We start from the raw sequence: 16250 nt of genomic DNA, 5'->3' as shown, positions 1-16250 counted from the left end.
GGCAGTATCGCTTTGGCTGTGGTTCTAAAATTGAATATTTGAAGAAATTCTTCCCCATATTTGACTGGTTACCAAACTACAAGAAAAGTTATCTGTCTGGTGATATTTCAGCAGGAATAACTGTTGGAATTATGTTGATTCCGCAGGGAATGGCATACGCAATGATCGCTGGTTTACCTCCGGTTTTTGGGCTCTATGCTGCTCTTTTACCTCAAGTCATTTATGCTTTAATGGGGACTTCGCGTCAAATTGCCATCGGTCCTGTGGCTATGGATTCGCTGATTATTCCTTCCGGATTGGGAGCGCTTTCGCTTAGCGGGATTGATGAATACATCGCGATGGCGATCTTTCTTGCGCTATTTGTTGGGATCATTCAGATCCTGATGGGATTTTTAAAAATGGGCTTTCTCGTCAATTTTTTGTCTAAGCCGGTGATCAGTGGTTTTACTTCTGCGGCGGCATTGATTATTGGTATAACACAACTTAAACATTTGTTAGGAATCAGCGTCACCAGCAACAGGACCTTGCCAATTATAAAGCAAACGTTGGCACAACTTGATCAGATCAATCCGGTTGCAGTGGCTGTTGGCCTTACAGGAATTGGCATTATGCTCTTGATCAAACGTATTAATAGCCAGATTCCGGCCGCTATTGTGGTGGTGGTTTTTGGAATCGCTCTGGCCTATTTTACCCCACTTACTAATTATGGTTTGCTATTAGTAGGTAAAATTCCGCAAGGACTACCCGGCTTTGATATTCCCACAGTGCCTTGGGAAGATCTCGGCCAGCTTTTTACACTTGCCCTGGCGATGTCTCTTATTGCTTTTATGGAAGTTGTTTCCATAGGTAAAGCCTTAGAAGAAAAGGTCAAATCCAATACGATAAAGCCCAATCAAGAACTTATCGCATTAGGAACCGGGAATATAATCGGTTCGCTGTTTCAATGTTATCCCACCACCGCGGGTTTTAGCCGGACCGCTGTAAACTTTCAAGCCGGTGCAAAAACAGGTATAGCGGCATTCATAAGTGCCAGTCTTGTTGCACTCACATTGCTTTTTCTCACACCGGTGTTTTACTATTTGCCTAATGCAATTTTGGCTTCGATCATTATGCTTGCGATCACCAGTCTGATCGATTTAAAATATCCAAAGGAGCTCTATAAAAACCAAAAGGATGAGTTTTTTCTTTTAGTGACTACATTTATCATTACGCTGTTTGTAGGCATTCAAGAAGGAATCATTCTTGGCGTTTTATTTTCATTACTGCTAATGGTTTATCGAACTTCAAAACCACATATGGCTGTTTTGGGTCAAATTAAAGGCACTACTTATTTTAAGAATATCAACCGTTTTGCAACCGATATTATTGACCGAAAAGACATCCTTGTCGTGCGTTTTGATGCGCAGTTATTCTTCGGAAATAAAGATTATTTCTATAAGGAGTTGAAAAAACACATTAAAGCTAAAGGACCGGACCTCAAAACGATCATCATTAATGCCGAAGCGATCAATTACATTGACAGCAGTGCGATTTACATTTTAAAATTTGTGATCTTAGAACTGCGTCAAAAGGAAATCACGCTGATGATCGCCGCTGCCACAGGCCCTACACGAGATATCCTATTTAAAACCGGAGTAACCGAATTACTAGGTGCCGAAAACTTATTTGTTCGTGTTGTGGAAGCTGTTGAATTTATTGACGGCGTACATCCGCGTACCGAAATTGAAGATCGCGTCTCTCGACAAAAATTCTAACTATTTAAACTTATAGGTACCGGCCAGGATCGCAAACTGGTGTGGTTCATTTCCTTTTATTTCACCTTCGGTATAATTCCATTTTAGACCTATAGCATAGCGTTTCTGTGAAAAAAATACACCAACGTGTCCATTTAAAATACTGTGATTTACCAGATTTTGCGGAACTACTTTTTCGCCTTGCGCATTGGCGTTTTCTATGGTCGCATTAAATGCTGATAAATTCATATTAAAACCGGCTTCGAGAAAAATTTCGGTTTCACCATTACCTAGCAAACTCTGTTGCCGTGCCACAGAATGCCCAATTGCATTAAACTGCCCAAACCTAAAATAAAGACCTTGCTCAAAAAAGGTAAAGATATTTCCTGCGGAAATTCGGCTTAAACTGTACAGGTTGAGCCATTTTTCAGTAAAAATATCCTGAGCATAATTAGCCCTCAAATTAAAACCAAACTGATTCGGGATCTGGTCTTCCCATTGATCAACAAAAATATCCTTAGAAAATTTTTGATGAATAAAATTCTGAATATCGCCGGCGTGAACAGCTGGTCCTAAAATCCCCAGATCAACTTTTAATTGTAAAAACGCGTTTTCAAATCCGTAGTTATTCGCAAAATCTAAATAGCCCCAACCGGCATAGGGCTGTCTGGTTTTTACAATTTGATAGGTACGCGCATAATCTGGAGTGTATGCTTGAATATGCGCCGCTATATAATTACTGAATGCCTTTTTATTCGGAAAAAGCTGAGTGATTAAGTTGGTTTGTTTGGGTCGCCAACCAAAACCTAAATGAATTCCGTATGTATAATGCCAATCTGTACGTGTGCCAAAAATCGTAAAATCATTATCGTGACCTGCCAGCACTTCGTATTTATAGGCGGTGTCTTGCTGTGCTTTCAGTAAAAAAGGAGTCATAAAAAGCCACAGGGCAATACCGATTTTAACAATCTTCATTGGTCTAAACTAAACAGTTTTAAATTTAAACATAACCGCTTTCATAGGTATGTCAAGATTTGATTAAATTTAAAAAGCACAATTCCATTCTATAAAACTATGTCACAAGCAGCAGTTCTGGCGCAAAGACTACAGGAAGTAATTCTTGATGGTACCTGGATCGCCAACACAAATTTTAAAAAGGAATTGAATACGACCTCATTGGCACAGGTTTCCAAACCTATTAGATCGTACAATACTGTCGAGGTTCTTGCGCAACACATTCATTATTATATCGCAGGTGTAAAGCAGGTTTTTCTTAGAGGTGAACTTAGCATCAGCGACCGATTTAGTTTTAATTTTGAGCCTTTACAAAATGATCAGGAGTGGCAGAATTTTCTAGCACTTTTCTGGAAAGATACCGAAGAATTGATCGCATTAATCCAACCGCTGAGCGATGCCCAACTAGACGCTATTTTTGTGAAAGAAGCATACGGAACTTATAAACGCAATATTGAGGCACTTATTGAACACAGCTATTATCACCTGGGACAGATCGTACTGCTGCTAAAAACCGAAGCATCAACGTAATTTTAAAGCCTTGAAACCGACCTATCATACGTGGAAAAATATCTAAAGATCATACAGGACTCTTTTACGGGTTATTTTAATTACCTGATAGAAGAGATCACCAATCCCGGGTGGACCAACTATTTCTACTGGCTGCTTGGATTGTCTTTACTTGTTTTTGCTTTGGAGATCATTATTCCCTGGCGAAAAAAACAGCCTATTTTTAGAAGGGGTTTTTGGCTTGATGCGTTTTATATGATCTTCAATTTTTTTCTCTTCTCTTTAATTGGTTATAACGCGCTTTCTAATGTAGGTGTTGAACTCTTCAATGACTTTTTAGGACTTTTCGGAATAGATAATCTGGTGGCGATCGAGGTTCAGGACTTTCCGGTGTGGGCCCAACTTTTAATCATGTTTATCATCGCTGATTTTATCCAGTGGAATGTACACCGAATGCTACATCGTGTACCGTGGTTGTGGAAATTTCATCAAGTGCATCACAGCGTCAAAGAAATGGGTTTTGCCGCGCAGTTTCGGTTTCATTTTGTAGAAACTCTAGTTTATAAAAGCGCGCAGTATATTCCGCTGGCGATGATAGGTTTTGGGATCGAACAATTTTTTGTAGTGCATATGTTTTCGGTGTTTATCGGGCATTTAAACCACGCCAATCTCGATTGGAGTTACGGTCCGCTGGGTTATGTGTTGAATAATCCGCGTATGCACATTTGGCATCACGCTAAGGCACTTCCACCGGAGCATAAGTATGGCATGAATTTCGGTTTGAGTTTGAGCATTTGGGACTATCTTTTTGGCACCGCATACGTTCCTAAAAGCGGAAAAGATATAGAGATAGGTTTTGATGGCGATGAGCGCTTCCCGCACGATTTTACGGGACAACTCACCTACCCTTTTAAAGAGCATTCTCAAAAGTAGATCTACTCCAATTCTTCGACCATTGGATGGCACGAATTTTCAAAATTTATGAAAGACTTTTAACAAGAAAACCTAGTGTTTCCGGCGGTCCAAACCAAGATTGGGTTGTAATTTTATAGCAAGTAAAAGCAGCGTATCGCTTTTGCTAAAATTCTCCAATACCTGCTCTCATGGATGTAGAACTTCTCGCCCGAATACAATTTGCCTTTACAGTAGCTTTTCACTATATCTATCCGCCTTTGAGCATAGGAATAGGCCTTTTAATGGTGGTTTTTGAAAGTTTATACGTTAAAACAAAAAAGGAAGATTATCATATTCTCGCAAAATTTTGGACTAAAATCTTTGCACTCACATTCGGGATTGGTGTCGTTACCGGTATCGTAATGGAATTTGAATTCGGTACCAATTGGGCCACCTATTCCCGTTATGTAGGAGATGTTTTTGGTAGCGCGCTCGCTGCCGAAGGTATTTTTGCCTTTGCTCTTGAAAGTGGTTTTCTTGGCGTTTTACTTTTTGGCTGGAACCGCGTTAAACCTTGGGTTCATTTGGTTTCAACAATCGGCGTATTTCTAGGTTCTATGTTTTCTGCAATCTGGATCGTAGTCGCAAACAGCTGGCAACAAACGCCGGCTGGGTACCACATTGTAGGAGAAGGTATGCAAGCCCGCGCAGAGATCACTGATTTTTGGGCAATGGTTTTCAATCCATCGAGTGTAGAACGTATTTGGCACGTTTGGCTGGGTGCTTTTCTTGCGGGAGTATTCTTAATTCTTAGTGTGCACGCCTATTACATCTTAAAAGGACGTTACGTGAGCATTTCAAAAAAAGCATTTAAGATCACACTCGTAATCGCAACCATTACTTCGCTGGCACAGCTTGTAGCAGGACACGCTTCGGCGGAAGTTGTAGCAGAACATCAACCGGCAAAATTAGCTGCACTAGAAGGGCATTATGACGAAAGCGCTGCGGCTGATATGTATTTGTTCGGTTGGGTAGATCAAGAGAAGCAAGAAGTGACTGGTTTAGCGATTCCCGGCGGACTTTCCTTTTTATTAGATCAGGATTTCGAAGCTCCCGTAACCGGTTTAAATGCTTTCCCCGAAGATGAGCGCCCGTCTCAAGTAAATGCTGTTTTTCAGTTTTATCATCTTATGGTTGCCATCGGAATGTTTTTGATCGCGCTTACCTTATATGCTTCGTTTTTACTGTGGAAAAAGAAATTATTTACTAAAAAATGGATGCTGTGGGTTTTTGTATTTACAGCACTGCTTCCGCAGATCGCCAATCAAGTAGGCTGGTTTTCAGCGGAAATGGGAAGGCAACCTTGGGTTGTGTACGGTCTATTGCGTACCAATGAAGCTTTTTCACAGGCAGTCACAGCAAATCAGGTGTTGTTTTCGCTCATTCTATTTTTTGCGGTGTACGCCCTACTCTTTTTACTCTTTGTCTATCTACTGAATAAAAAAATAAAACACGGACCTTATGAAGAGGCTAATGACGAAGATGACGACCGACCGTTAACTAAAGAGATCAGTGAAGTAGTAACAGGATAACAGAATAGTATGGAAACAATTTTAGGTATAGATTATCCCACCTGGTGGTTTTTAGTAATTGGTGGTTTATTCTCAGGCTATGCGATTTTAGATGGTTTTGATTTTGGTGCGGGTGCTTGGCATTTATTCTTTAAAAAGGAGTTGAATCGCCGTATCGCGCTTAATGCCGTTGGTCCTGTTTGGGATGGTAATGAAGTTTGGCTAGTGATTGGCGGCGGAGCCTTATTTGCAGGGTTCCCAGTGATGTATGCTACACTTTTTTCTTCATTGTATATCCCGTTTATGCTGTTTTTGATCTTTATTATTTTCAGAGCAATTTCCATTGAATTTAGAGGAAAAGAAGAAATGCTTTGGTGGCGAAGACTTTGGGATGTGAGTTACAGCATTTCAAGTATTATGCTCGCATTTTTATTAGGCGTTGTTTTAGGAAATGTGCTGCAAGGTTTTGCTATAGGTGAAAATTATCAATACACAGGATCAGGCTTTTTTGAGTTTTTGAATCCGTATGCGATAATGACCGGTGTGACGACACTCGCCCTATTCATGGCACACGGAGCGATTTATCTTTTACTTAAAACCGAAGGAGCAATGTTTGATCAGCTTACAAATCTGCTGCAAAAAGGAATGATCTTTTTTATGGTAAGCTTTGCGATCACCACGCTCTACACGCTGCTTTACATTCCGCATTTATCTGATGATTTTAAAAGTGCTCCTATCCTATTTGCCGTTCCTGTGCTCACCTTTTTGAGTATTGCTAACGTACCGCGTTTGGCGAGTAAAAAGAATTATAAACTGGCATTTTTCTTTTCGTCACTCACCATAAGTTTATTACTGGTATTGGTTGCCGTAGAGCTGTATCCCAACCTGCTTTTTTCAACGGTTGATCCTAAATACAGTCTGGATGTTTATGAAGCTGCATCTTCTGAGCGCTCTCTGGGAATTATGCTCTTATTTGTAGCTATTGGAGGCCCCTTAGTTTTGGGCTACACCTTTTTCGTTTACCGAACTTTCAGAGGAAAGGTCAAACTAGACGATCACAGTTACTAAACGCATCTGAATAAGAATTAAGCGGATTTTATAGCATAAAAAAAGCCCCTAGTAAAGGGGCTCTTTGCTGCTCAAGGTATAAAACACACTTACAATTAACCTTTAAACAGTGTCTTGTTAATTTTTGGTTTCGAGTACTAGGGTAACTACCGCTTTTTTGGGAATCTCAAATCCGTTTTTGGTTTGTATTGGCGTCAATTCAAGATTTGCATCTGCTGAAGTTACATAACTTTTTGCGTCATACGATTCGGTATAGTTGCTCAGCGTAATTGCTTTATTTGTATTGCTGTCGTTTACAAAAACTAGTACGGTTTTATCTTTTTCCGGACTTCTAAAAGCAGAATATAAAAAGTTCTCATCCAGCGCATTTGCTTCAAGATCTTCAATGCGAATACGTGTATATCCCGGGCGAATGAATCTGCTATAATTACCAAGCGCCCATAGCATTTTACTCTCTAGAACAGCACCGTCATTTTTATTTTTATCAATATAAATCAAGCCATCTTTATAATCATACGGGGAAATTGCTGTCCACCAATGCCAGGCACTCGCGTTAGCCACAACAAGATCAGTATTGATTACTTTGGCCATATACAGCGCCGAAGTCATCCCAAGATCTCTGCCGTTACCTTCAATCTCGCCCGCATTATCGCCAAGAATACAATATTCACTCATCCAGAAATGAAGATCTGGAATTTTGTTTACTGCGTAAAAAAGTGTTTTACGCTGTTTAACCAGACTTTCAAAAGGCGAAGTCGTAAAATAACTATGCGCAGAAACCGACCTGCTCAGGTACTCAAGATCGCCTACATATTCGCTTGAATTTTCATCAAAAAAGGTTTGGATCACATCTGCTCTACCTGCTTTGTTTCCGTTTTCAAAAAGGTAATTGAGTTGCGCCGTTTCTGGAATATCAATCAAGGTATGTTGTAGCTTACGCGATTTCAATTCTTGATTGAGTGCCACAACCAAATCTTTAATCTGATCGTTCCAAAAAGGAGTGCCCTCCTGACCACCATCGGCCCAATCCCATTGCGGTTCATTTACCGGACTGATATAATCAACTTCAAGTCCCATCGTATCAAATCCTTCGGTCACATCTGCCAGGTATTTAGCAAAGGCTTGGGTGTTAGTTACAGGGAGATTACTTTCTTTTTTATTGCTGGTATATGCTTTTCCGTTATTGGTGAATTCAACCGGCGGACTGTTAGAAAAAAGAAGTAGCTGCTCAACACCACGCTCTTTTGCCGCTTTCGCAAACCAAACTTGTCCGCTTTGTTTAGTCCAGTCATAGGCGCCATTTTCCGTAAGAAAACTTTCAGCTCTGCGCCATTCATCGCGAATCCCGCTAGACTTTCCTTGTTCTGCACTTCCGGCTCCTAAATTCAATCTCCATAAGCTAAGACCTATTCCTTTAGGATTTCCCTCTTGATCCATTTGCGTACTGAATAAGAGATCAGCTATTTGCTCGCGTTTATGTATAGGCCAATTTTTTCCAACAAATTGTACAGACCACGCATCTGAAGCACCAAAATTGTCAATCTTTTGAAAGGTTTCTTCAGGATTCAGATGAAGCTCAACAGTTTCTTCAATGGGTCCCGTAGCTTGATCACTCTTTTTAAGCTTGAAACTTGCAAAGGCAATAATTCCGCCTAACGCGAAAACAAAAAGTACTATTTTAACAAATTTAAGCTTCAAAACAGGTTTTTAAATTTTAATATCCATTCGGTATTCAAAAGTGATTTTAACTACTACTTTTGTTGCATACAATTTTCACTATTTCGATTGAGTAAGATGCGGTATAAATTGGTTGAAAGTGCGGTGCTAATTGTTCAACATAGATAAACACTGGGATGAGGCATCCCTTTTTTTTACCTTGTTTAAAGTTTACACACACAAATATGATTTTTGTATGAGAGCAGCTTTACTAAGTGTTCTGATTTATTTAGGTTTTCAACTTTCTGTAAGCGCTCAAAAGGACGCTCAAGAATATAGTGATCTGTATTTCTATCAAATTAACTCCAGCGATGGTCTGTCTAATAATGTCATCAATGATATTACTCAGGATTCCTTAGGTTTTTTATGGATCGCAACCTATGACGGTTTGAATAGATATGACGGGATGCAGTTTTTAAAATTCCGAAAGAATATTGCAGATGAAAAAACCGGAGTCTCTAATAATTACATTCAAGAATTACAGCTTTTAGATAACAACAGGTTGCTTATTGCAACCGATGCAGGTCTTAATATCTACGACTTGACAACAGAAACTTTTAAAGTGCTTACCACCACCGAAGGTTTATTGAACAATAGTGTGAGTGCTTTGACATTAAATGAGCAACAGCAACCTATCATTGGCACCTATCGCGGTGGAATTCAATACCTGTCTTCTCTAGCATTTGAAACCATAGGCTTGAGTAAAGACGGTGAAGCCTTATCTTCTAACGAAATCTCGTCAATCGCAGCACAAGGTGACTCTATACTGTGGGTAGGAACCTATGATAAAGGACTCAACAAAATCACCCGTGAGCAAGGAATATACACATCTGAAGTTGTCGATATTCCACAATTAAAAAACGCTACCGTTTATCAAGTATATATTGATAGAGCACAAAATCTCTGGGGCGCGACCAATAGGGGTCTAGTCGTAATCACTCCTACTGGAAACTATAAATTTTTAAGTAAAGAAAACACATCAACCTCAGGTTTGAGTGATAGTGATATCTTATCTATCGTTGATGATCAACAGGGAAATCTTTTTGTAGGAACGCGGTATGGCGGTTTGAATATTTTAAACAAGCGATCACTGTTGACTGAAAATATTCCTCTGGATATCCAATGGTATCAACCTACCAGTGACGGTGCTAGTGTTTTTGACAGGTCTGTTACCAGTCTTTTTATCGACAAAGATCAAGGCTTATGGATAGGTACTCCTACCGGATTAAACTACACGAATTTAAAAGGTGAATTTGCCAAAACCATAAGTGAGAATGGCAGTTACCCCTATGCGATTAGTGACGATCGCGTGAGTGCTATAGCTGTAAAATCTAATACGCAAGTCTGGGTAGGTACAGATGGCGAAGGGCTGGATCTGTATGATCTCAATACGGGAAAGCTTAAAACCTTTAGTTCGTCGAGTACTTCTGCTAATCCACTTTCTGGAAATAGTATTCTCGCGTTGTTGCCAGATGGTGATGAGCATATTTGGGTAGGTACTTATCAAAAAGGATTAAATTATCTCAATCATAAAACCGGTGAGTCGACGTATTTTCTTCAAGGAAGCCAGCAAGACGGTAACGATGTGCGCACCTTATTTAGAAGTAAAAATGGTACCCTTTGGGTTGGAACCAATCGCGGCGGACTTTTTAAATATGATGATTCTCTAGAAGACTTCATTTATGTTTCTGATCTAGAAAAGCTAGACATTCGGGATATTGAAGAACATGATGGGTATTTATGGCTAGCCACTTTTGGTTCAGGCCTTATTAGGTATAATCCATCTGATGGAAGCGCTATTTATTACAACAGCGATAATATCAAGAACCTAAACACCAATATTTTTTTCACTTTAGAAATTGTAGACGATTCAACCATTCTTTTAGGAACGCGTTATAACGGTCTTAAAATCTTTGATCCCAAAAATGAAACAGTTAAAAGCTACAGTGAAAATGATGGGTTGAGTAACAACACCATAAACAGCTTGTTGCTTCAGCAAGATCAATTTGTATGGATTGGCACCTACACCGGTATTGACCGTTTTGATCTGAAGAACAATGTGTTCAAAAACTTTACAGCGCTACGCAATGTGCAAAATGAAGGTGTTGGGCCTATAGCTTCTACAACTGACGGAAAAGTTTTTGTGGGTGGTTTAAAAGGTCTTCAAGTTATTGATGTAAGCGAACTTGAACGCTTAGAAGGTGATCAGAACATTGTTTTTAAACAGCTCAATGTACTGAACAAAGTAATTACTCCCGAAGAAAATTCGGTTTTACAAAAAGCGATTACCTACCAAGATGCGTTAGAATTTGACTATTTTCAGAACGCCTTTTCTATTCATTTTACCGCATTAAAATACCCATTGGGGAATACGCTTTCATATTCGTATAAACTTGAAAACTACAACGACTTCTGGATAGACACACAAGAGGGAATTGCCAACTTTACAGGAGTTCCTCCCGGTGATTATATCCTTAAAGTAAAAACCGAATCAAGCTCTGGTAAAGAAATACTCAAAACGCTGGCAATAACCGTACATCCTCCTTTTTGGAAAACACCGCTGGCCTATGTTATCTATATTTTAGCACTTGTACTCATTATTTATCTGATCTCGCGCTATTTTTCTGAACGTTTAAAACTCAAAAACAGATTAATTCTAGAGCAACAGCAGCGGCAATTAGAGCACGAACTCAACGAAGAACGTTTGCGCTTTTTTACCGCTTTTTCGCATGAATTAAAAACACCGCTCACGTTGATTCTTGCTCCGCTTGATAATTTGATTACAGATGCTAACAATCGCAGCCTCAAAAAACAATTGAATATCATAAACCGAAACGCAAAAAAATTATCTGCTGCGATCAACAAATTGCTAGAGTTCAGAAAGTCTGAAGAAGGCTTGAGCAGACTTAATTTGAGCGATCATAATCTTTCTGCGAATCTGAAGAAATGGGTTAAAAACTATGCTCCTCTTGCAATTGATAAAAACATCACAATCCGTACGTTTATTGAAGAGTCTGAACAACGTTATCTTTTTGATATCGAAAAACTCAAGGTCATTATAAACAATTTGCTGTCTAATGCTATTAAATATTGTGATGATGATGGTAGCATTGAAGTTCATTTATACATCAATAAGTACACACTGGATATTGCCGTAAGTGATAATGGTGCAGGGATCGCCCCACAAGAATTAGAAGAAATTTTTAGCTGGTACTACCGTTCTGAAACGGCAATTCAAAAAAGTGGAACCGGTATTGGTCTCGCACTGTCCAAACGCTTTGCTGAATTGCATAACGGAAGTCTAAAAGTAACCAGTACACCCCACGTCAAAACAACCTTTATGGTTGAAATTCCGAAGTTAATTCCTGAAGCGGAAACTATTTCTACGGCAACAGCAAAAGAGGAAACTTCTTTAGAGGCCAAAGATTTGCACTTAACTACGGAGGTTGTAAATGCCGAAAAAGATAATACTAAGTCTATTGCTTCCGCTGAAAACAGGGCTTTAGTAATGGTGATCGATGACAATCCTGATATACTTAATTTTTTAGATGAAATTTTAAAAGGAAATTATGATCTCGTCTTTGCGAATAATGGTGAAGAAGGTATCAAAAAGGCGCAAAAATTTGTTCCTGACCTTATTATTTCAGATATCATGATGCCCAAAAAGACCGGGATCGATCTCTGCCGTGCGTTGAAAAATGATCTCGCGACAAGTCATATTCCTATTATTCTACTTACTGCAAAAGGTAATCTGGAAAGCTTAAAGACGGGGTATGAAGAAGGCGCTGATGATTACATCTCTAAACCCTTTCAGCCTCAATTATTAAAAACAAGGATCTCAAACCTTTTACGCAATCGCGAGGCAGTTCAGCGCTTTTTGCAAACCAAAGAAATGAAGCAGCAGCCAGAAGAAAACAATTCCCCAGCACTGAACAAGGAAAAAGAATTTTTAGCAAAACTAGATGCGATCATTCACGCGAATATTGGTAGTGAAAACGAAAATGTTTTTGATATCGCTAAAGAGCTTGGAATGAGCCGCACCTCACTTTACCGAAAATTGAAATCAATTACCGGTTACAGTATCAATGAATATACGCGTAATTTAAAACTGGAAAAAGCCGCAGATCTGATCGAGAATCAGGAATACTCCGTTTCTCAAGCGGCTTACGAAGTTGGTTTTAACAGCCCAAAATATTTTAGAAAGATCTTTAAAGAAATGTATGGCAAATTGCCTTCTGAGTTTAAGTCTTAATTCGATTCTGGAAAGCGATGCAAACTAGCTGAATCATTATTAAGAGTAACTAAAAGTTTCTCTACCCCCGAAGCAAAATGCAGTGTATTAAGGTCGCGAATATCACCTCGCAAGCTTAACTGTGCAGTTTCTTTAAGTGAAAACCACTTCCCGTTTTTAAATTGAAGTAAGCTACCAAAGGAAGCATCCATCTGTCCTAAGCTTATTTTAAATGGAAAGAAATTACCCGCTGCCAAGACTTCCTTTATACCATCATTATTAAAGTCTTCTATAATAAAATCTTGCACTACTGAAGTTTGTGCTGCTTTGGGTAAAGGCAACAAATCAAATGACCCCTTACCCGAATTTACTAATACCGAAGAGCGCAATTCTTTAATATCAAGAATAAATCGGGGTTTGATTTGTGCCACTTCGAGTAATTCTTCTGTAGTGGTTTTAGCGTAATCTTCATAGTACGGAAAGTGTTTTTTCAATCCTGGAGCTTGCGCTAGAAGTTCGTCACGACCGGGTAATGGATAATTTTTATGCTGAATGTAGTACGATAAGATAGGATCAATTCGCCCATTATTATCAATATCTTGAACATAGTAGCGCATAGGTTCTTCTACCGAAGCTTTCAATTGCGAATTGAGCCCCATATTTCCCAATAAATAATCAGTGTCGCCATCATTGTCAAAATCAAAAGGAACAATGCTAGTCCACCAACCTGTGCTGTTATTTAAATTATAATCTTCACTTTTTGACAGATTTCCATTGGTATTGAGAAGGATCGTAACCGGCATCCACTCTCCTAGCACAATGAGGTCTGGTAAACCATCTTCATTAAGATCATCCCAAACCGCATCAGTAACCATCCCTAGGTTTTCTATATCATAATTGCGTTTTTCTTTAAAGGCAACCTTTTGCTTGTTACTCGTATTTTCAAGCAACATACTTTTAGGACTCATTGGGTAATTCTTTCCGCTTATTCTGCCTCCTACAAATAGGTCTAGATCTCCATCATTGTCAAAATCTGCAGCTTTTACGGTTCCTCCGCTAAAACGCATATCGGGTAGAGCATCTTTCGCTTCCGAAAATTTTGCATCGCCATCATTAAGATACAACCGATCTTGATAGAAATCATTTCCATTAAATTCTTCATTTCCTCCGCTCACCACATACAAGTCTAAGTCACCGTCTCTATCAGCGTCAAAGAACAGGGATGCTAAATCTTCTTGTGTTATTGCTTGAGGATCAAGCCAGGGTTGATTGTCATTAAAGATCTCCACCGTACCGTCTGGTTTTCCCAGATATAATACTGCCGGTTGATCTTTTGCAGCTTCAAAATAGATATCGTCATTACCATCGTTGTTGAGATCAGCGACACTGGCATTACCGCCCAGCATGGATGCTCTATAGAGAATTAAATTCTCATTATTAAAGTCTTGATATGAATTTTCCTGATGGGTATAGCTTAGCTTAGATGCCGCAGTTACATCTTTTAAAAGTGTATTCGTTTCTCCAGAAACGGAATCAAAATTTGAAATAGCATCCTTCTCATCAATAACTAGTGTTTGATCTTTTTGTACATTTTTAAGCGTTGAAATTTTTCCACCGGGCCATATGATTTTGAGTTCTTCGACGATTTGAGCATTTCCTAAACCAATGGTCAACACCGGTTCTACCGAAGCTTGATACCCTCTACCGTAATAGGCCTCTTGAAAAATGCTCGTGCTATCATTCAATTGAAGCAAAATTTTTGCTCCTAGGGCTTTAGTGTTTTTTGAAGCACCTTTAAGCTCAATCTTCAAATAATGATTTTTGAGTTTTTCAGCGGTATTCTCATACAAACCAATTGGAGCATTGAGATTATTTACGATTAAATCAAGATCTCCGTCATTATCAAAATCGGCATAAGCAGCGGCATTAGAAACTGTTTTCTTCTCAAAACCCCAAGCTGCCGTCTTATTTTCAAAATGCGCTTCACCCTTATTTTGATAGATATAATTAGAAACTTTGGTCGAGGACATTTTACTCACCAAAAGTCCAATATCTACATTGGTATTATTTTGCTGTGCTTGACTTATCGCCTCATTTACGGTATAATTAGTAAAATCGAGATTACTGAAGTCTCTCAAATAGCCATTAGTAATAAAAATATCTTTAAGACCGTCATTATCAAAATCGGCCAGTAAGGGTGCCCAGCTCCAATCGGTATTTGAAATGCCGGAGAGTTGTGCTTGTTCGCTGAAAGCTAGACTTGAATCTGCCGCAACACTTCGGTTTAATTGAAGTGTATTGCGCATATATTGATGATAATAACCGCTATCAACAAGGGTACGTTCTCTATTGAATTGATCAGGACCCTTAAGTACTTTTTGACGGTAGTTGTCCTCTGGTAACATATCAAGAACAAAAACATCAGGCTTTTGATCATTGTTTAAATCGGCAATATCAGAACCCATCGAAAATTTTGATAAATGCCCGAATGCTGACTTTGAAACTTCTTTAAAGCTTCCGTCCCGGTTATTGATATAACAAAAATCCTGCTCTACATAATCATTGGTCACATAGATATCAGGATAGCCGTCATTGTTTAGATCGCTTACTGAAGCACTGAGTCCGAAATTTATTCCGGTACCCTTGATACCCGATTCCTCTGAAACCTCAACAAACGTGTTTCCTCTATTTTCAAAGAGTTTATTACCGTAATAAGGATGTCTGATATTTCTCAGCGTTTTGACATTTAAAAGCGTGTTGTAAAATTTATTGGCGTGATTGAGTAGAAACAAATCTAAGTCTCCATCTAAATCATAGTCCAAAAAATAAGCTTGCGTGCTAAAGGTTCCGGGTGCATCTAAACCGTACTCTTTTGCCATTTCTTTAAAAACCGGAATGCCCTCTGCGTTATTCCCTTGATTAATGAACAGTGCATTAGATCTTCCCATATAATCCTTTTTGATAGGTTCTGTATGACCTTCCCCTTTTGCATTTCCGGAGTAGGATAAATAAAGGTCCATCAAGCCGTCACCATTTACATCAGCAGCGGTGACTCCTGTTTTCCAGCCTTCTTTCTCATTAAGTTGAGCTGAATTTGTTACTTCTTTAAATTGCCACTGGCCAAGATTGAGAAACAATTTATTCTTGACTTGATTTCCTGAAAGATATACATCGGCGTATCCATCGTTATTAAAGTCTGTAACAGCAACGCCGCCACCGTTATAGAAATATTCGTAGGTCATCACATTTTGCTCATCGGTCTCTGTGAGTGTGTTTTCAAAATTCAGACCTGCTTTTTGAACATCAATTTCAGTAAAAAGCTTTTTTTCTTCACAAGATAACAGAAGAAAGCAAGTGCAAAAAATTCCAAAAAAGAAATTATACCGTGTCATGACCAGAGGAATTTTGTATCTATATACTATTGATATTTATGGTGCTAGAAAGCTTATTCTTGTTGCTTACTTTAAGCTGATTTTTTTCTTGAACAATTGTGCGAATAAAAATAACTTGTTT

Annotated in this window: 9 protein-coding genes; 6 read left to right on the top strand and 3 right to left on the bottom strand. The window is 38.9% G+C overall.

Annotation, left to right across the window (positions count from 1 at the left end):
• Nucleotides 1-38: 38 nt before the first annotated feature.
• The gene (locus LDL79_RS15445; RefSeq protein ID WP_225598366.1) at nucleotides 39-1754 is read left to right on the top strand and encodes a SulP family inorganic anion transporter; all 1716 of its coding nucleotides are present in this window, start codon (nucleotides 39-41) and stop codon (nucleotides 1752-1754) included.
• Here the strand turns inward: LDL79_RS15445 and LDL79_RS15440 are convergent, their stop codons facing one another.
• Entirely contained in the window at nucleotides 1755-2708 is a 954-nt protein-coding gene (locus LDL79_RS15440; RefSeq protein WP_225598365.1) for a lipid A-modifier LpxR family protein, read from the bottom strand.
• Between the two features lie 99 nt (nucleotides 2709-2807).
• On the opposite strand from LDL79_RS15440, the gene LDL79_RS15435 reads away from it, so the two are divergent.
• From LDL79_RS15435 to cydB, 4 genes are all read left to right on the top strand, one after another.
• Nucleotides 2808-3278, top strand: a complete 471-nt coding sequence (locus LDL79_RS15435; RefSeq protein ID WP_225598364.1) for a DUF1572 domain-containing protein — start codon at nucleotides 2808-2810, stop codon at nucleotides 3276-3278.
• A gap of 30 nt (nucleotides 3279-3308) precedes the next feature.
• A complete protein-coding gene (locus LDL79_RS15430; protein ID WP_225598363.1) occupies nucleotides 3309-4190 on the top strand; it encodes a sterol desaturase family protein in 882 nt (293 codons plus the stop codon).
• 170 nt (nucleotides 4191-4360) lie between these two features.
• On the top strand, nucleotides 4361-5743 hold the full coding sequence (locus LDL79_RS15425) for a cytochrome ubiquinol oxidase subunit I (RefSeq protein WP_225598362.1): 1383 nt from the start codon (nucleotides 4361-4363) through the stop codon (nucleotides 5741-5743).
• A gap of 9 nt (nucleotides 5744-5752) precedes the next feature.
• Nucleotides 5753-6790 carry a cytochrome d ubiquinol oxidase subunit II gene (gene cydB, locus LDL79_RS15420; protein ID WP_072981868.1) on the top strand — a complete coding sequence of 346 codons (1038 nt, stop codon included), beginning with the start codon at nucleotides 5753-5755 and terminating at the stop codon, nucleotides 6788-6790.
• 117 nt (nucleotides 6791-6907) lie between these two features.
• Here the strand turns inward: cydB and LDL79_RS15415 are convergent, their stop codons facing one another.
• Nucleotides 6908-8488 (bottom strand): glycoside hydrolase, encoded by a 1581-nt coding sequence (locus LDL79_RS15415; RefSeq protein WP_225598361.1) that lies wholly within the window; start codon nucleotides 8486-8488, stop codon nucleotides 6908-6910.
• Nucleotides 8489-8702: 214 nt separating this feature from the next.
• Between LDL79_RS15415 and LDL79_RS15410 the strand changes: the two genes are divergently transcribed.
• On the top strand, nucleotides 8703-12758 hold the full coding sequence (locus LDL79_RS15410) for a two-component regulator propeller domain-containing protein (protein WP_225598360.1): 4056 nt from the start codon (nucleotides 8703-8705) through the stop codon (nucleotides 12756-12758).
• On the opposite strand, the gene LDL79_RS15405 is transcribed toward LDL79_RS15410, so the two are convergent.
• The gene (locus LDL79_RS15405; RefSeq protein WP_225598359.1) at nucleotides 12755-16129 is read right to left on the bottom strand and encodes a VCBS repeat-containing protein; all 3375 of its coding nucleotides are present in this window, start codon (nucleotides 16127-16129) and stop codon (nucleotides 12755-12757) included. The genes LDL79_RS15410 and LDL79_RS15405 overlap by 4 nt on opposite strands.
• Nucleotides 16130-16250: the final 121 nt, after the last annotated feature.

It is taken from the genome of Leeuwenhoekiella palythoae (assembly GCF_020310025.1).
GTDB lineage: Bacteria > Bacteroidota > Bacteroidia > Flavobacteriales > Flavobacteriaceae > Leeuwenhoekiella > Leeuwenhoekiella palythoae.
The sequence above is the reverse complement of the archived record's forward strand: the minus strand, read 5'-3'. Positions and strand labels throughout refer to the sequence as shown.